13 protein-coding genes are annotated in these 17852 nt (G+C 48.7%); 5 read left to right on the top strand and 8 right to left on the bottom strand.

Annotated elements, in window-relative coordinates:
* Positions 1–24: 24 nt before the first annotated feature.
* Positions 25–807, bottom strand: a complete 783-nt coding sequence (locus tag G8768_RS07665; protein ID WP_166848966.1) for a hypothetical protein — start codon at positions 805–807, stop codon at positions 25–27.
* 2 nt (positions 808–809) lie between these two features.
* Entirely contained in the window at positions 810–1703 is an 894-nt protein-coding gene (locus tag G8768_RS07660) for a hypothetical protein (protein WP_166848969.1), read from the bottom strand.
* Positions 1704–2308: 605 nt separating this feature from the next.
* Here G8768_RS07660 and G8768_RS07655 point away from each other — a divergent pair.
* On the top strand, positions 2309–4102 hold the full coding sequence (locus G8768_RS07655; protein WP_166848989.1) for a tetratricopeptide repeat-containing diguanylate cyclase: 1794 nt from the start codon (positions 2309–2311) through the stop codon (positions 4100–4102).
* A gap of 28 nt (positions 4103–4130) precedes the next feature.
* Here G8768_RS07655 and G8768_RS07650 read toward each other — a convergent pair whose 3' ends face one another.
* The gene (locus G8768_RS07650; RefSeq protein ID WP_166848992.1) at positions 4131–4520 is read right to left on the bottom strand and encodes a phosphopantetheine adenylyltransferase; all 390 of its coding nucleotides are present in this window, start codon (positions 4518–4520) and stop codon (positions 4131–4133) included.
* A 237-nt stretch (positions 4521–4757) separates the two neighbouring features.
* Between G8768_RS07650 and G8768_RS07645 the strand changes: the two genes are divergently transcribed.
* The 3 genes from G8768_RS07645 (at position 4758) to G8768_RS07635 (ending at position 8889) form a co-directional block, all read left to right on the top strand.
* Positions 4758–5747, top strand: coding sequence for a helix-turn-helix transcriptional regulator (locus G8768_RS07645; protein WP_166848995.1), 990 nt, complete (start codon positions 4758–4760; stop codon positions 5745–5747).
* A 208-nt stretch (positions 5748–5955) separates the two neighbouring features.
* Positions 5956–7098, top strand: coding sequence for a serine hydrolase domain-containing protein (locus tag G8768_RS07640; protein ID WP_243749374.1), 1143 nt, complete (start codon positions 5956–5958; stop codon positions 7096–7098).
* 261 nt (positions 7099–7359) lie between these two features.
* The gene (locus G8768_RS07635) at positions 7360–8889 is read left to right on the top strand and encodes a sulfatase family protein (RefSeq protein WP_166849001.1); all 1530 of its coding nucleotides are present in this window, start codon (positions 7360–7362) and stop codon (positions 8887–8889) included.
* Positions 8890–8994: 105 nt separating this feature from the next.
* Here the strand turns inward: G8768_RS07635 and G8768_RS07630 are convergent, their stop codons facing one another.
* The 5 genes from G8768_RS07630 to G8768_RS07610 all read right to left on the bottom strand — a co-directional run bounded on the left by G8768_RS07630 (position 8995) and on the right by G8768_RS07610 (position 15849).
* The gene (locus G8768_RS07630) at positions 8995–10062 is read right to left on the bottom strand and encodes a histone deacetylase family protein (protein WP_166849003.1); all 1068 of its coding nucleotides are present in this window, start codon (positions 10060–10062) and stop codon (positions 8995–8997) included.
* Positions 10063–10065: 3 nt separating this feature from the next.
* Complete coding sequence (locus tag G8768_RS07625) at positions 10066–11262, bottom strand: MFS transporter (RefSeq protein WP_166849005.1); 1197 nt, start codon at positions 11260–11262, stop codon at positions 10066–10068.
* Between the two features lie 42 nt (positions 11263–11304).
* Complete coding sequence (locus G8768_RS07620) at positions 11305–13524, bottom strand: TonB-dependent receptor (RefSeq protein WP_166849007.1); 2220 nt, start codon at positions 13522–13524, stop codon at positions 11305–11307.
* A 91-nt stretch (positions 13525–13615) separates the two neighbouring features.
* Entirely contained in the window at positions 13616–14653 is a 1038-nt protein-coding gene (locus G8768_RS07615) for a helix-turn-helix transcriptional regulator (protein ID WP_166849009.1), read from the bottom strand.
* A gap of 137 nt (positions 14654–14790) precedes the next feature.
* On the bottom strand, positions 14791–15849 hold the full coding sequence (locus tag G8768_RS07610; RefSeq protein ID WP_166849011.1) for an AraC family transcriptional regulator: 1059 nt from the start codon (positions 15847–15849) through the stop codon (positions 14791–14793).
* Between the two features lie 375 nt (positions 15850–16224).
* Here G8768_RS07610 and G8768_RS07605 point away from each other — a divergent pair, with 375 nt between their 5' ends.
* Positions 16225–17841, top strand: coding sequence for a GGDEF domain-containing protein (locus G8768_RS07605; protein WP_166849013.1), 1617 nt, complete (start codon positions 16225–16227; stop codon positions 17839–17841).
* The last annotated feature ends 11 nt before the right edge of the window (positions 17842–17852 follow it).

The following is a 17852-nucleotide window of genomic DNA, read 5'->3' as shown; positions in this document are numbered from 1 at the left end:
GAATAGGTATATAAGAAAAGAGAATTACTTATGATGGTCGAAAATATCTTCCAGCAGACGTTCGATCATTTCGGTATTGAAGAAAATTGTTCTTGGAAGATCACCCTCTTGAACATTCAAGTAGAAGGTTCTTGAAGAATCCCAGCGTTTGCGAAGTCTTTCGACTTTTTTCGATACCTGCTCGGGGTAGCTGTTTGACTCGATTTTAGCCAGGCCTTCATCAAAGGTTTGCACGGTATTGTTGGTTTGCTTTACGACGTTAAAATCTTTAAAGCCGGCAATGGAAATGATGTACAACTTGGCCATACGTTCGATCAGATAGCGTTGATGCTCGATAATATCGATCATGCCGCTTTTCTGAATATCGTTGTCATACAGCGCATTGGCGATATTCTCTGAACCTTCAAGCAGTACTTCTCCCATATCAACCACAAGAAGACCGGTATCACGGGTGTACTCCTGGGCAAGCGTATCTTTTAAATCTGCCCAGATTACCTCAATAAACATCAAGTCATCTTCGATTTTTGCCGCTACGCTGGAACTCTTTAGCGTTGCCAGACTGGCATCAATGGTCTGGATATGCTCTTTCAGCTTTTGGCTGGAACGTGAAGCGTTTAGGTTTTCACCCAGGTAAAAGTAATTTTTAACGATACTCTGACTCAGGATGCCGATATCTTCAGCCGCCGTCAGGGTTTCCAGATTTGCCGCTTTGGCCTTCGCTACTGGCAATACACACACCACGGCAAGCAGCAGTGAAAGTAAAGCGTTTGGCAAACGGTTAGATAACTTCAGTGTTGAATTAAACATTTTTACTTCTTCTCAATAGCAGCAATAACGTCTTTGATAACGTCATCAATTTGACCAATAAGGCGAGTTGCAGAACGTTGCCCAAGGGCCGGCACAAAGCGGCCAGACTTGCTCGCGGCCATATGTTCAAAGACCAGGAAGGATTTTTCGATTTTGTCCAACTTTGCTTTAGTCGCATCGTTGAGATATTTTGGATAAGCCTTCTCGGTCAGCTCGTGATAGTACTTCTCAAATTCTTCAAGGATGTTTTCTACTTCCTCAAAATAATGCGGATTGGATACATCCCAGGCGCGCATCATATACAGGGCCGCCAAACGCTGTACTTCCATGCCAAGCTCCGATGCAACAATCACATAATGTTCGCCCTCAATATGTGTTTCTTTGGCGATCATTTCTGCGATTTCCCAACACTCCTTGTCAAACTTCTCGATTGTCAGGTGTAAATCCAGAACGGCATCCTGCCGTGGCTTTGCAAGGACAACCTCACGAATCTTTTTCCAGGTTTTTTCTTTTTCAATAACCAGGGCATCAATCTCAGGACCAAGATGATGCTCTTTTTTCAGCGCCGCAAAATCATTATCGATTTTCTTGATGGTTTTCTTCAGATGCTCAGCCGGGTCATCATATTGAACGCCCATTCCAACAAGCGCGTAATCTTTAAGAACCGTTTGCACACTGGTGCAAATATCCGCAATGTTATGGACATCCTCGACCGAGGCACTGGCAAATGTTCGAACGTTCATGCAGCAGAAGAACAACAGGAATGCCACCAATTTCTGTTGCCAACGATTAAGCTTTAGGTTTTGCACGTTTTCCGCCTTCCTATTTCTTTGTCTTTTTTGAAAATAATCATTTACTGAATGTTGAAAATTTTCACCGTAATCTGATGCAGTCACATGGGTGACTCATCAAATCACCGGGTGCGACATTATCGGCGGGGATTATGACTCAGGGATGAATAAAAGGGCCAAGAAATTGTTTAACAAATGAGAAGTTTTGACTCAAAAACTCAAATCATACGTTTTTAAATTTATTGTTAGTCCAAATAAGTCAAATAAAATCAGAAATTATCATTTGTTAAAAGCCGGGGCCGAAAGCGACAGTATTCGCGCTGTTTCACTCAAAACTGATGGCCACTGGAACAAATAATGATCAGCCGGCAAACAAATACGCAAAGATGACTCACTTCTCCAAGCTCGTTTTTTTGATGGGAAAACGGGTTTTCGGCAAGATAATTATCATCCTGCCATTCGTCGGAATCCTCTTATGGTTCAGGCGCCGACACAGGGAAAGACCGCACAAAATTAATTGATAATCCGATAAGACTGGACTATTTATCCGCGCCATGACGGCAATAGGACGGAGGAATATCAGCGAATAATGAAATGTGGGCTTCTGATCAGAACCTTCTATACTAATCGTTATGCTATGTAATCGCTGTTAGCTATTAGATGCTCCCTAATAAGCCGCCGACCGAGAAACCTTACAGACCGTTGCTTATATGTACAAAAACCTAGCTCTGCTTTTGAGTTTGATATTACTTTCCGGCACAGGGAGTGTCGGGGCGAAGCCGCCCCACCAAGTAGTAAGCCCATCAAGCAAACACATCATAGAACAGATCAAAGAACTGGATTTTAAAGATCTCGACAAGGCCCAATCCCTGATTGAGCAGCTCGGTAGCACCGTCAATGAGCGCTCCAGCGCGGATGACAGCGCTCTGTATTACGTCTATTGCGGTCGAATTCACGCCTACCTTGGTGATGTTGATAAGGCCAAGGTCTGCCTCAAGCAATCCGAGGTATATTCAAAGAAGCTCTCGACGCCTGAGGTCCAGATGGTCTATCTGGAATCCAAGGCAATATCCACAGCCAGGCTAGGGGAATTTCTGAATGTATTGCCCCTGGCAAAGCAATTAGTCGACATCAGCCTTGAACAAAACCACCAACTCTATATCGGTAAGTCCTATGCCATGATGGGGGTCACCTATCTGGAAACGGGTTTAATTGAGCTGTCTGAAGATTCCTTTGATAAAGCCATCGAGATATTCCGCGAGCTTGGTGATATTCGTTACGAGGCCAGAATTCTGCTGAATTCCGCCACCAATCGCCTGCAGGACCCCAGCCGCTACGATCCCCAGGAATCCCTGAACCGCTTGCTGAGTGCGCAGGAGCTGTATAAAAAGTCCCCCTCCCCCAGGGCCGTTGGGCATATCAATCGCATGCTCGGCGTGAGCTATCTGCATCTCAATGATTACGAAAAATCGGCTTTCTATCTCGATAAAGCCGCCGAGACAGCCTTGAAGCAAAACTACAAGCCAGTGCTGGTCCAAATATACCGTGAACAAACCAATCTCTATTTAATTACCAACAAGCTCGATAAAGCTTTGGAGATCGCAAGCACCGGGCTTTCCCTCTCCAGAAAAATTGAGCACTCCCAGTTGGAACGAGATCTTAATTTTCTGCTCAGTGAGATCTATGAACGTAAAGGCCAAAAGCGCCTCGCTTTCGAACACCTGAAGGAAGCGGTTAACACCGACAAAGATGTGAGCGACCGTCGAATCTATGAGTTAACCACGTCCATCGAGCATTCCCTTCGAGCACAGAGAGAGCAATCCAAAATTCTTATGCTCGAAAAGAAATCCCTGGCGAAGGAATTGCAACTCAGCAAAGCGGAAAAACGCATTCAAAGTCAGGTGTCGATTTTCATGGGTATTGGATTGTTTCTGAGTACATTGCTGGCTATCTTCTATTACAAATCCAAACTCACGCAAGTGAAGCTGGATTTGTCTTTGCGTGATCAACTCACCGGGGCCTACCGCCGCGGTTATCTGATCGAGCAGGCCGCGGCTATCAATAGTCGTTTGAGTCGAATTCCGGAAAGCTCCAACAACTCAGTCGCCGCCATTATGATTGACTGTGATAATTTCAAACCCATTAACGATTCGCTTGGGCACTCAGCGGGCGATTATGTGCTGGTTGAATTGGTCAAAGTGATCAACGATATTATTCGGCCTTCCGACACATTGGTGAGATGGGGTGGCGATGAATTTGTCATTATTTGCGAGGACATTCCCGTACCGGCATTAAAAGCCCTCTGTGAACGCATTCGCTGTCAGATCGCCAGTAAAGATTTCACCTTTGAAGGCAATCCTCTATCGCTGACCTGTTCTATTGGCTACTCCATATTAAAGAACCGGAGCGAATTCAGCCTGGACGATATCATCAGCGCGGCAGACCGCTATCTGTATGAATCCAAGAAGGATGGCAAGAACACCTCTTCGGGGAATTGGATATAACCATTCCCAGAGGCAACCCTGTAATCCTTCAAGAAGTTTGAGAATTTTTTGCCGACAACAACTTAAGACACACCGCCAGCACCCAAAAACCGATGCCCGCATAATCGATCAGTAAGACCTTATTGATCGATTCGTTAACGCCTTCGACACTGTTCACCAAAACAGCGAATCCGATCATGCTCACCCCGGCCATGATCATAGCCGCCGTCTGGAAAGCTTGTGTGAACGCCGAATAGAGCACAAATCCACCGAGAATGCCGAACAGCAGTGCACGATGACGCATGAGAATGGCTAAATCATTAGAGGCCAGAGCAATACCATAGGCCTCCTCCAGATTCTCAACGGACAACACCCCCAACACCGGCACAATGTTAATCAAGCCGACAATGATCAGGCAGAAACTGATTCCTTTGGACATGCGATCTCCCGGTCTGTGCAACAAGCCTCCGTGGCAGAGTATGTCTATCAACACACTTTGGCAAGCGTCACCCCACGCATAGCACTAGCCCGCATTCTTATGCACAATTCCGTAATAATTATGCGCGTTTCCGGAAATCCTGTTTCAAGAAGACAACGGTTTGGCCTCTTCAGGGAATCTTGATAGAGTGGCCTGACACCCGCTTTTCATAAAGCTATGCACAGATCAAACCGACACATGGCAGAAGAATATCTCAACCTCCCCTTTACCGATTTGAAGCGATTCCGCTTTCAATCGGATCGATTGTCGATTCGCCATGAAGGTAAGGGCGAAACGGGCAACGAGATATTGTTTCAGTTTCAAGCCGGCATCATGGTGCGTATTCTGGACTTGCGGGAAGTCAGCGAAGGTGAAGCACGGGTGTCCATGCCCGGGAAAAAACTCATGCTCACCTGCAAGCTGCGAGGCAACAGCGAAATCAGCCTGGACGGCATCGCATCAAGCACGCTCAATGAAGGGCAACTGATCGTTGCCTATAACGTTGATGATATGGACCTTCGGGAATTTTCAAAAAGCTGTGATCGTTACCTGCTGGTCATGTTGATTTGTGATCCCGAAGTGTTTGTCCAGGACCCTTTTGACTTAAGTATCGATCAGTTGCCCAATTGTATTGAACAGGCGATTGCCGGCACCCATTGGGTGAACGAATCCTTTTCCATGAGCAACGACCTGACCCGGGCCTTGTACATTCTTCTTGAGGGCGTTAATGATCCGGTTTGGAGTCGACCTTTTTTGCAGGCCAAAACCGTGGAGATCGCCTGCCTCGCCATGCGCAACATCCTCAATGAGGAATCCCGCCGCAAGTTTTCCCAGGTGACTGAAAAAGAGATTGGCATCGTGTCCAAAGCAGCTGATCTGTTGAGCACCGAGTGGCGCGAGCCACCAACCCTGCCGGATATGGTCAAGCAATTGGGGCTGGGCAAAAGTCGACTGACGTCCTGCTTCAAGATCATTTATGGTTGCACCATGAGCGATTACGTTTTGAATCTCAGAATGCAGCATGCGCAGCAGTTATTGTCCGAACGCAAACTGAACATTACCCAGGTGGCTCTGGAGATTGGCTATGAGCATCCCAGTAATTTTACGTCGGCATTCAAGCGCTTTACCGGCATGACACCCAAGCACTTTCAAAAGAACTCCCTTAGTCAGCACCTGGATCAGGACTGAAGCGGCCCTTGTTGCTTAAGGCAACGCCCATAAATTCTTCGGAACTCCGCATAAATACGCATCTTAGGGCTTTGATAAGCTGAATTCCCCTGCTTGAACACCTGGGCTTCAAGGCCCTGTAATCCAATTTGAGTGTAGACAGATGATGAAAAAACTAATGATAGGCCTGGCCATAGCAGCCATCGCTGGGATCCTTGGGTGGATGTACATGGACAAATTCGAACGTGCCAGCTTTGCAACCAGCTTGTTCAATGGCGAAAAGCAGCACCATAAATTCAGCCGTGTCGCCGAGTTTATGCCCGTGACGACGATGACGGCGGCCGCCAAGCCTTTCCAGTTCCCGGAAGGCAAACCGATTCAGCTGCCCCAACAATTTTCCTTTGGTGGAGAAACCGTTAATAGCGAAGCGTTTCTGAGTGAAACCGATACCGCCGCCCTGCTGGTGATTGCCAGTGGCGAGGTTCGATTTGAACGCTACCGTTTGAGTGGAGGTCGTGATGTTAACTGGCTGTCTATGTCGGTAGCGAAAAGTGTCATCGCCACCGCCATCGGTATCGCCGTTGATGAACAGCTGATCGATATTCACAAACCCATGACGGACTATGTGCCTTCGCTCAAAGGCTCGGCCTATGATGGGGTGAAAATCAAAGACGTGCTGCAGATGTCCTCCGGAGCCGCCTGGAGTGAGGATTACGCCAACCCCGACTCTGACGTTATGCGCCTCGGCAAAGTGATGGCACTGGGTGGTTCGATGGACGAATTCGTTCAGGGTATGACACGCGAATGGGAACCCGGCACGGCCAATCGTTATAACTCCGGCGACACCCAAGCTCTGGGGATGTTATTGACCGCTGCCACCGGCACCTCAATCACCCAGTATGTTCAGGATAAACTCTGGCACCCACTGGGCATGGAATCCGATGCCTACTGGATTGTGGATGATTACGATATGGAAATGGCGTTTGGCGGCCTGAACGCCACCGCTCGCGACTACGCCAAAATCGGTGAGCTGTATCGCCAACAAGGCCGCTGGCAAGGGCAACGCATCGTTTCCCAGGACTGGGTTGAAAAGGCCACCAAACCCGACGCCCCCTACCTGATGCCCGGCATTCATGAGGACTTCCCGCTGGGCTATGGCTATCAATGGTGGATTCCTGAAACGTCGGAAGGCGAATACATGGCCATTGGCGTGTACAACCAGTTTATTTACATCAACCCCAGCCGGGATCTCGTGATCGTCAAATTGTCCGCCAACCCAAGCTACGGCACCACAAATGACGAAGCCTCTAACCAGGAACTGGAAACCATAGAATTCCTTAGAGCGATTGCTCAGGGCTTTCCAAAGCATTAACCCTGCTTACCCAGTAACGACAGGCGGGCGCTTCTGGCGCCCTAGAAACAATCAATTAATGGGATTAATAATAGAATCCCGAAATGTAGGCCAAAAATCAAACCATAGAGAAATGGCCCGAAATACCTATAAATCCAACATATATCAAAATTATCCACACAATCCCAATATTATCGCAAACCTAAACTTCATATTGCCCCCACACAAACACAACCATATAATGGGATTAATAAACGTAAAATAGAGTGGGGAGAATATAAGATGGTGAGGTTGTTTTTGGCCGTAATAGGGTTGCTCAGCGTGCTCGCTCCGCCGGTAGTGGCTTCGGAATCACAGGATAGCAGACCTAACTTTGTCTTCATCCTCACCGACGACCAAAGGTTTGACGAACTGGGCTTCATGAACCCTGAGCTCACCACCCCCGCCCTGGATCAACTCGCTCAGGAGGGCGTTCATTTTAAAAATGCCTTCGTGACCACGTCACTGTGTTCACCAAGTCGAGCTTCGATACTCACCGGGAAGTACGCCCACTCCCACGGTATCGTCGATAATCTGGCGAGGGACTTTGCCCCCGATACCCGCTTCTTTGCACAGGACCTTCAAGCAGCGGGCTATAAAACCGCTTTTATCGGCAAGTGGCATATGGGCAGGCATAAAGACGATCCCCAGCCTGGCTTCGGACACTGGATCAGTTTTTCCGGGCAGGGACATTATCTCCCAGACCCCAATACTCCCCTCAACATCAACGGTAAACACGTTCCCCAAAAGGGATACATCACCGATGAGTTGACCGACTACGCGGTAGATTGGTTGGAAAGCGTTAAAAAAGACGATAACTTTTTCCTGTTTCTCTCCCATAAAGCGGTGCACGATAATTTCACCCCGGCCGAAAGACACAAAGATTTGTACGAAGATGTAGACATCAAATTACCGGTCAGCGCGAACAGCTCAAAAGGCAAAGACTCCAAAAAACCCATGTGGGTTCAAAATCAGAGGAACAGCTGGCACGGGCTGGAATTTCCTTACCACAGTGACCTTGATGTCAGGGATTACAAACGCAAGTATCACCGGGCCATGGCAGCGGTAGATGAAAGCACGGCAAGAATCCGATCGGTTCTGAAAGAAAAAGGTTTTGATCGGGACACCATCATTATCTTTATGGGAGACAATGGATTCATGTTCGGAGAACATGGTTTGATTGATAAGAGAAATGCCTATGAAGAATCCATGCGAGTTCCCCTGATCGTTTATAGCCCGCTGTCCGAGACAAAACCAGATACGGTTGACGATATGGTGGCCAATATTGATTTGGCTCCTACCATTCTGGATTTGGCGGGTGTCAATGTAAATCGGGAATTTCACGGACGCAGCTTCAGTCAACAACTGAACGGGAAGAGCGCCGCAAACTGGCGAAATGAATTGCTGTATGAATACTATTGGGAATGGGTATTCCCTCATACCCCAACCACGTTTGCCATTCGCACACCCACACACAAGTTCATTCAGTACCATGGAATATGGGATACCGATGAGCTTTATGATTTGGAAAACGATCCGCGGGAGCAACACAATCTGATTGCGGACCCCAAATCAAACGCGATTGTCAGGCAGTTAAGAAAACGGATTTTTGAATTAATCGCAGAGACCGATGGCGAGCACGCCGTGCCCTATACAATGAAACAGGGCCCCGGCCTCCACTATCGCTTTAAAGAGGGTTCTGAAGCCGCTCATTTTCCGGAAGCCTCAAAAAGAACAGGTACCGAAAAGGATATACACCGCTATAAGGATTAAAGATTCATGTAGTGGCGGCAACTTCAGAAAAAAGGTGTCGCCACTTCCCCTATCACCGCATTCACGACAGCGTCCCACATAAAAATACGTGGACACTCCATCCACTCACAAAGACACCACGGACGGATTTTGCATAACTGCCTCGCTGTAGGCTTCCAGTACATTGACGGTATTGACCCCTATTGCCCCCACAGCGTACCCCCCTTCAAACACAAACAGGCTTGGCAGGTCCAGGGCTGCCAATTGTTTGCCGATCTTCGTAAAGTCGTCTGAGCTCAAACGAAAATGGGAAATGGGATCTTCCTCGTAGGTATCGACTCCGAGAGAGACAATTAAGACATCAGGCTTGTAGCTTGCGATGGCATCCATACTTTGCTGCAAGGCTGTCTGGTATTCCGGCCAGGCCGTTGTGCCCAAAGACAGAGGGATATTTAAATTCGCCCCCAAGCCTTTCAAAGCACCACACTCATCGGCCCTGCCCGCGTAAAAAGGGTATTCCTGATCCGGGTCGGCGTGAATCGAGGCCACGAAAACCTCAGAGCGCTCGTAAAAAATTGATTGGGTACCGTTGCCATGATGATAGTCGATGTCCAGAATGGCCACCCGGTCACAGCCCTGATCCAGACAATACTGGGCAGCAACGGCGGCATTATTTACATAACAGTAACCTGCCATGAGTGCGGCCGAGGCATGATGGCCGGCCGGTCGGCAAAGCGAGAACATCGCCTTCTCTCCACCCAGCAATTGTTTCGCGCCGCTCAAGGCAACATGCGCCGACGCTTCAATAGCGTACCAGGACTTGGGGCCGAGCCCGGCCGTTAAATCCGCCGAATACTTGCCGAGTCGGGCTTCAATGCTCCTGGGTTCAATATGATCCGCAAAGCTCTGGCGATTAAACACAGTGGCAATTGCATCGAGTTCCGGGTTCATTTCTTTGACCCACTGCGCCCAACACTCCTGTAAAAAGCGGATATAGGATTCATCGTGTACGGCGCACAAGTGATCGAGGGAAAACTCTTCCGCCAATAGGATGCTGCCAAGCCGACGATTTAGAATTTCGCGTTTTACAAACTCAACACGATCCGGCTTTTCAAAACAGGGCTTGGCCTGGCCACCGGAATATTCATAGCGCAGCCAATGATCGCTGTGCCTCGGACTAAAAACTGTTTTCAAAGGTCAACTCCGTTGTGCGCCGGATGCGCGTTTGAAATAAGCCAGAAGAATCGTGAACAACACACAAGCCATTAACAGCGCAAGGCAGACTGTTAGCGCCGTCTGATGGCCATCGCTGGCAATAAAAAGGGAAAACAAATAAGGCCCATAGGCGATCGCAAGCAATACGGCGGACATACCGAACGTTGCCAACTGCCCGGTCTCGTCTAATGTCGCCTGCTCGGCCTGCATATAGGGCACAACGTAGGCCCAGGAAAAATTAAAGACCAACATCGCGATGAGAAAAACCGAATCGCTCCCGGACAGACCCGAGAGCCAAAACAGACTCAGGGCGGCTATCAGCACCGCTAGCACCACCGGCAATAAGCGCCCCCATCGATCGCCCTGCAGTACCACCAGAAACGATCCCGGAATGCCCGCCAATGCCCCCCAGGCCAGGGCGCCTGCGGTGTCTTCTACGGAAATACTCCAGGCACTGGCGATCTGTTCCGCGTAGGCCCAAACTCCGGACGCCGAAATTTCAAACGCGATAATGGCCAACAAGGCCAGTGATGCCTGCAGTTTATTGAGCGTTTTCCGTGGCGGATGACCTGTCTGCGTATTTTCCCGAGAGAACAGAAGATCGGAGCCTTCGACGTTCGTGCTTTTTGAAATGAGACTCAAGAAGAAAAAGGCCAGCGTGCTCAACAAGGCACAGGCAATAAAGATCAGATAAATGATGCGAACACCATAAGCTTCCACAAGCGGGGGCAATTGATCCAATAGAAGCGCGCCCAATAAAAACTGCAGAAGAATCAGCAAGCCAAAACCGGCATCGGTTTTATTCGAAGCTGCGATCATTCGAAAGCCAACGCCAGTGAACAACCCTCCACCAACACCTGCAATCAGCCTTAAAAAAGGGAGCCCGTTACCGGGCTCAAGAACTGATGCCAATATATCGGCAATCACTTCAAGGCAGAAACCCATGAGCAATATGGGAACAATACGGCCAGATGGGCGCCATGAAACCCACATAACCCCTAAAGCATTACCCAGTAAATTCAGGGCACAGATCACACCAGCATCGCTGGCAGAGTATCCACCGTGGCTAACCAGAGCACCAAGATAAGCCGGCAAAATTGCCAGAGGCATCAAGCCCGGCAATGCACCCAGTGCCGCCAGGCTCACTCGACGCCCAGAATGATCCAATAGTAATGACATATAGCAGACCTGCCCCGAAAGGGTTTAATCTGTAGCGTTCAATCAGTCGAAGCGATAAACCGCTTCTACACCAAAACTGCGCGGTTGTTGTCGGTATACCGTACGGGCCGCGGAGTTATTGGTAAAGCTGTAGCTTTCTGAAATTTGATCCGCCAGGTTTTTACCCCACACGCTGAATTCCCACAAATCGTTACTGCTTCGCAAACTTAAACGGCCTCCGAGCGATTTAATTGGCCCATACTGGGCAACCGGATCAGCCAGCGCGGCGAACTGGCGATCAGACCAACTGTAGTCCGCCTGGGCTCGCAGAATATGTTCGCCGAAGGTCCACTCATGGGCCATCAGAAGGTTGAAAGTCCACTGGGGTGCCTGAGATAAATCCGTTCCTGCGGGTACTGCACCGAGTAAATTCAAGCCCCTTACATCGGCTGAGCTCAAATCGCTTTTAACTTCTGAGTCGATATAGGAAACACCACTGCGGATATCAAAATTTTCTGCGGGCTTCCATTGAAACTCCAGCTCACCGCCAGTAATGGTGGATTCAGGAACATTCGCCAGCGTCGCTACCAAAAACAACACTGGATCTTCAACAATGACCAGGGATTGACGATCTTCGTAGTCATAGCGATACACAGCACCGTTAAGCTGCAAACTGTCGTCCAGCAGGAGGGTTTTAAAGCCGATTTCAAACGCGATCACCTCCTCCGGTTTTACATAATCAAGCACGCCCTGTGCCGCGCCCACGCCACCATAAAACAAACCGCCTTTATAACTGCTCGACCAGCTGCCATAAATCAGGGAGCCGTCTTCCAAATCATATTCAAAACCCAGTTTTCCAGAGACATTGTTTTCCGTCACTTCCGAGTTCTGCTCCAGAATTGACTGACCGGCAAACGCGGCGGTTCCGGTATGCGCCGCAATTGCGCCAAGGAAGTCGCTACCATCGGTGCTTCGTGTTCCACCAACAAACTCACGAACATCGCGGGAATAGCGCAGACCGGCAATCAGGCGCCAGGCTTCAGCCAATTGGTATTCATTGTGAAAATACGCCCCGAAGGATTCGCTCTTTTGGGTGTAAGCGGTTGTTAGATTCACTCCGGCGGAATCGAGCAGAATAAAATCATCATCAACGTCGACTTCATCCACTGAGTAGTTCACGCCTGCCACCCAACTGTAGTCACCGCTGCCATCGGAGGTAAAACGCAGCTCCTGTGAATATTGTTTCAGCTCACCGTTCTGTACCAGATCCAAAAAGGCAGCGGCGGTTCCGTCGTAATTATCCACTACAGAACGCTCGTAGTGTTCGAAGGCAGTAATGCTGGTGATATCAATAGTGTCCAGACTGTGCTTCACCGTGATTGCGCCACCGTAGCCCTCTTCATCCCGGTCAAGAGGCAAACTGCCAACGCGCACACTGCGCGCATCGGCGGGCACATCCAACAGACCGTCAAATAATCCTCCTAAAAACAGAGTGTCATTGGCTCGTGCTTCTGAGTCATCGTTTTGGGGAGATAAAGGCAAGGACTGATCTTTACCGTAATGCAGATTCAGCAACACATCGGTATTGTCGCCAACGGCGATTGCAAATTTTGAAACCAGGGCAAGGCGATCGATTTCGCCATAGCGGTTTCCGGTATCGATATCCCGCTGCCAGCCCTCGCTTTGGCGATCGTAGCTGAACGCCAGGCGACCATTGACGCTCTCACTCAAAGCGCCATTCACAAAGCCTTCCAGACCGTAGCGATTCCAACGCCCCGCTGTCGCCCGCAGTTCAGCCGCGAAGTACTCATCAGGTTTCGCCCCAACAAAGTTGATGGCGCCTCCTGTGGTGTTCTTGCCATACAGTGTGCCCTGGGGGCCTTTCAAGACCTCAACGCGTTCCAGATCCAACAACTGAAACCCCAACAGCATGGGCGAGCTGGCAAAGACTTCGTCAACGTAAACACCCACACCACTGCTGTTATTGATATTAAAGTCATCCAGGCCAATGCCTCGAATGGCAAAGATTGGGGTACCGCCCGAGGTCGCATTGGTGGTGGTTAAACCCGGCGTGTGAGCAGTCAGATCTGTCGCCTGGTCCAGGCCCAGATCCTGGATATCGTTGCCTGCAAATGCACTGACCGACACACCGAGATCCTGGGCACTTTGGGCTCGCTTACTGGCCGTCACCACAACTTCTTCAATAACCGCCGCTTGCGCATTGGATAAGCCCAACACCAAAGCTACGGCTGCACTTAACGGGGCTTTTTTAACATTATTCATCTCGCCTCACACTCCACATCTTGCTGCTAATTGGTATGAAGAGATGCTAGCAACTGCTTTTACAAGAAAGTTATGGGCAAGAGAGCAATTATTATGATTTTGGATCGGCACCCATAAATTTGGTCAGCACTCGCGTCTGATAGGCTTTTGGCGTCATACCAAAATGACGCTTGAAGGCCGATATAAAGTTGCTGGTGTGGCGATAACCCAGCTGATCGGCAATCACATCAATGTTTAATCGGTTTTCGGCCAGCATTTCCTGGGAACGCTGCATCCTCAAGCCCAGGAGATATTGGCGGATGCTCATCCCAAACAGCGAGCTGAATCCCGACTTTAAACGCGATTCAGACAACTGAAAGCGCTTGGCCATATCCGCCACCGGGAGAATATCCTGCAGATTATCGTCGATGTACAACTTCACTTGATTCAAGCGTTCAATATCCTGCTCTGGAATTTGTTTCAGTTGATAGTTGGCCTCCAGCAGGCTGATGTCCTGAAAAACCAGACATAACAACTCCACCGCTTTGCTGCGCAGGTACAGGGAAAGGTGCTCCTGGCGCACTCGCCTGCCCACCACCGCTTCGGCGGCCGATAAAATATCCGGGCCAAAGTGATAACTGAACTCCAGGCGTTTTTCCACACCATTGAGAATAGGATGCAGCATGCGTGGCATGGAATCCGCCTCAAATGACAGGGGGGCCTGCCCCAGTTGCTCCACATCGATCACCAGCATAACCATCAGATAATCATCTTTCTCGCTGCTGTCTTCAAGCAAGGCATCTTCATCGAAATAGTAGATGCCTGCGGTACTGGCCGATAAAAACAATTCTTCGCCACCCGCACTGCTGAGTTTATTTGTGCCTCTGAGCTTCAAGGCGATAATCAAGTGCTGACCGGCAAACTTGAGAGGTACCGTGCTGTGTTGCAAAACCTTCAGATTCAGTATTCGGAGGTAAAAGCCCGCTTGCAGACGATATAACTCCTCATAGCCGGATTCGGTTTTAGAATTGCGATAATTCACAAAGCGCGGGTAATTGTTCTTCAACTGCACCCATTCGGAGTAGGCGGCATTTCGGAAGGTTTTGGTGTGGGGTGGAAGCTCACACGCCCCCAATTCGGTATCAGACATTTATATACTTCCCAATCCAGGACCTGTATAGCAGTATTATTGGCCAGGATGGGGGATGTTGTAAAACGCGTACGAGGAACGCTCAAACAAGGCATTGAGAATACCCTGTTTGAGATGGGCGACCCGGAAACCCGAAATCAGCTCGAAAACTCCGGGCTTCTCTTGTGGTAGGCGCGGGTTTGCGTCAGTGATTTATTTTCACCACGAATCTCACGAGGCGAACGGGAAAACCAACGCTGACAGCTTCGGCTCAAAGCGGCCTGATCGCTGTAGCCAATCAACTCGGCAATCTGGCCGAATGGTAAATTCGTGTTGCACAGATAATAGGTTGCCCGCTCGCGACGCACGCGATCCCGAATGCTTTCGAAATTGCAATCTTCCTGGGCCAGTCGACGCTGCATGGTTTTAGGGTGAAGATTCAAGACTTCGGCGATGGTATCTCGGGTACAATTCCCGGTCTCCATTAATTTTCGCAGTTCTTTCTCCACCTGCACTGACAATTGTTTCGCCTGAGCGGGGAATTGCTCAACCAGATAACTGGAAGCAAATTCGTGCAAGCGTTCACTGCGAAGGGGTAAAGGAGCATCATACACTTCCCTGGGCACATGCCAGACGACACTTTCTGAATTAAATTCAATGTCACCATGGAAATACGCTTCATACATCGGAATCGGGCACAGGGGCTCATGGGGCAGTTCAAGTTTTAAAAGCTCAAACCTCTCTCCGGCCAACTGCCGCCAGATTTCCTGGCCAACCGCCGCCGTCAGGCCCATCGCCTGAGGCATCTCCCGCTGCGCCAGATCTGGCAAATTAATGCTCATCACAGCACGTACATAACCGGAATGGTTTTCTTCAAGGTGATAGTGAACCGCCGGGCTTTGAATATGCACAAAACGCGCAGCACATTTCATCGCTTCGCCCACGGTTTTCGCCGTTTGAACCGCGACCGAAATCGGCCCCAATATATCGACCTTTTGGCAAGTGCCCAAGTAAATACCAAAATCAGGCTTTTTCAATTCCCTTGCGGTAAGCTCCATTAATTCGGATAACTTCGCATAAGGAATGGTATTGTCTTCGTCCTCAAAGATTTCGAAAGGAATATCACAACGGCTTGATAAATCGGACGGATTGCCGCCCAATCTTGTTACAGCTTCACGATAGCCATCCAGGCTACCAATTCGTACGGAATAACTCATAGTACCTCTACCCCGACCAATTTGTCCCGCCAAGACATGAATCTGTCCCGGCAAGAAAAGATATGCGTTATTTCTAATTTAATATATAAATTGTCATACTTTTCTACCAGAATGAGAACTAGAATAACACCATAAATAATATTTTATGGCCATTAACAGGTTTCATTAAGTGAAATAAAAATAAATCTATAAAGCCTTCTTACTATAATTAATCCTCATGTATTACTAAATTTATAGTCAAACTTAAAATAATGTGACACTTTATAGAGCCAACTCTGCATTTATACCACGCGAATATGCACGGGAGCTGAAATATAAAGTTCAACGGTCAATAATAAATTAGACGGTTGCCCAGGCAACGAAGAAACCTTCAGGATGTACAAGTTATACAAGATTATCGCCGCTTTTTTTATCAGCTTTACCGTGGTACTTCCCACCTTGAGTGAACCCCCAAGAGAGCCGGAACATGAACCCGAAAGAACCCGCATAAGAATTCAGCTTAAATGGTTTCATCAATACCAGTTTGCCGGTTATTACATCGCCCAGGAAAAAGGGTTCTTTCGAGAACAAGGCTTGAATGTGGAATTAATTGAAGGTGGGCCTGACATCATTCCCCCGGAGAAAGTTGCCTATGGGAATGTCGAGTTTGGTGTTGGGAACTCCTCCCTGCTGGTTGATTATGGCAATGGTATGCCGATTGTCGCCATCGCCGCGTTTTTTCAGCACTCACCGTTTATTATTCTTGCCCGTCAGGATGAAAACCTGAAAACCATTCGCGATTTGGAGGGTCGTTCGTTGATGATTTCAGATCATTCGCATGAAATTGTCGCCTTCCTGAAACTTGCTGGCGTGGATATTTCGAAAATTTCAAGAACACCTCACACCGGCAACATCCACGATATCTCTGAAGAAAGCCGTCACCGGGTGGATGCTTCAACGGCATTTTTATCCAATGAATACTACGATATCTCACGGACAAAAATTCCCTTTATTGCTTTTCAACCCAGAGATATCGGTTTTGATATTTATGGCGATACATTGTTCACCTCAAAAGACTACGCAGAGTCTCATCCTGACACCGTCCGAGCCGTCAAAGAGGCCTTGATTCGCGGATGGCGTTATGCCCTCAACAACATGGACGAGGCGATTGAAATCACTCACGCCAAATACGCGCCAGGTAAATCAAAAGATAAGCTGGCTTACGAAGCCAAAATCATCCACCAACTTTTCGTAGATAATGTCGTTGACATTGGCTATATGAGTCAGCTTCGCTGGCTGAACATCAACGATGCCTTTGCCAAATCAGAACTGGTGTCTGAGGATCTCGATATCGGCCAGTTTCTCTTTGAATCCGAGCAAAAAATGCCTGACTGGATTTATCGCTTGCTCATATGGCTTGCCATTATCGTTATGTTGGTCAGCGTTGTCGCGCAACGTTTTTACCAGCTGAGCAAAGCAAAAGACCGAGAAATCGAAAAGCGAACCCAACTGGAAGAGAAGCTTCGCCAGCTTGTGGAAACCGATGCACTCACCGGTCTCTACAATCGCCACAAGCTGGATGAAATGATGTGCCGGGAAATTGACCGCGCAGAACGTTACATGCACAATTTTTCCATTATCTTGATGGATGTTGACCACTTTAAGAACGTCAACGATACGCTGGGACACCTAATCGGTGACCGTTTATTGCGAGAAATTTCCGACCTACTGACCAAACAACTCCGCAAAGCCGACATCGTTGCTCGCTGGGGTGGCGAAGAGTTTATGATTGTCTGCCCTGAAACCGACCTGGTGAAAGCGGAAACGGTTGCCGAAAAACTCAGGGCCTGTATCGCGAGCCATAACTTTCATGGAACAGATAAACAAACCGCAAGCTTCGGAGTAACCCGTTACCATCAGGGTGACAATGCTGACACAATCACCAGTCGTGCCGACAAGGCTCTTTATCAAGCCAAACGCGATGGACGAGACCGAGTTTGTGTAGCTCCGTAAAAAGGGCCGCT

Origin of the sequence: Pseudoteredinibacter isoporae (genome assembly GCF_011602085.1) — a bacterium.
Classification (GTDB): Bacteria; Pseudomonadota; Gammaproteobacteria; order Pseudomonadales; family Cellvibrionaceae; genus Pseudoteredinibacter; species Pseudoteredinibacter isoporae.
This window is presented reverse-complemented; position numbering and strand designations above follow the sequence as displayed.